This window comes from Streptomyces sulfonofaciens, assembly GCF_014656295.1.
Taxonomy (GTDB): Bacteria; Actinomycetota; Actinomycetes; order Streptomycetales; family Streptomycetaceae; genus Streptomyces; species Streptomyces sulfonofaciens.
The window spans coordinates 1-906 of record NZ_BNCD01000074.1; the positions used below are offsets into that span (position 1 = coordinate 1).

A 906-nucleotide genomic window follows, 5' to 3' on the forward strand; every position below is an offset into this window, starting at 1 on the left:
CACATGCGGCTCACCACCCGCAACCACACCAATCAGCAGGGAACGCGCAGGCTCGACGTCACCCTCCGTCTCGACCAGCACAACCCGCCCAGGACGCTCAGCCTGAACAGACCGCACCAGACCACCCACCGCAGCCCCAGCCAGATCACCCGAACACACCACGACCACCAGGACCCGGTCTCCCACATCCGCACCGGTTTCCTCGTCCGTGATGTGTTCGCGAATGCGGTCCAGGATGAGCTGCAGGCCCTTGTGCACGTATCCGAGCGGGTCTCCGGAGTCGGTGCCGCAGGTCGGGAGGCGCAGTACCGTCATGTCCGGCGCGTCCTCCGCATCCCGGGCCCGGTCGCCTGCCACCGCGGGCTCCCAAGCCACGCGGTAGACCGCGCCGGAGGTCGCTCGGTCGGTCTGGGGCACCGCGGCGGGAGACCCGGGTGGAGCGGCCTCGGGGCGGAAGGCAAGCAGCCCACTGGCGTGCAGGGTCCAGGGTTCGCCCGTGCGGCGGGCGTGCACGGTGAGCGCCCGCGGGCCGAGCGAGTCCGCACCCGTCAGGGTCGCCTGGATGTCGACCGGGCCCTGGGAAGGCAGCGGGAGAGGCCGCTCAATGGTCAGGCTGTCGAGCTGCGGCACACCTTCCAGCGCACCGATGTGCTGGGCCAGTTCGACCAGGTCGGTGTCGGAAGGCTGTGTCGTGCTGGTCAGATGGCCGGAGTAGACGGTGCCCAGGCCGCCCGCGAGTTCCAAGGAGGAGGAGAGAAGTGGATGGTGGACGGCGTTGTACAACGTACCGGGGATGTTCGGGACGCGCTCCGCCGTGGTGTCGCGGAGCAGCCAGTAGTGTTGGTGGTTGAAGTGGTAGGTGGGGAGGTCGGGGGTGGTGGCCGGGGTGTGGGGGAACCATCCGGA

Annotated in this window: 1 protein-coding gene; it reads right to left on the minus strand. The window is 69.4% G+C overall.

Annotated elements, in window-relative coordinates:
• Positions 1-906 (minus strand): SpnB-like Rossmann fold domain-containing protein (locus tag IE313_RS34620; protein ID WP_189939345.1); only part of this gene is annotated, 906 nt, incomplete at both ends.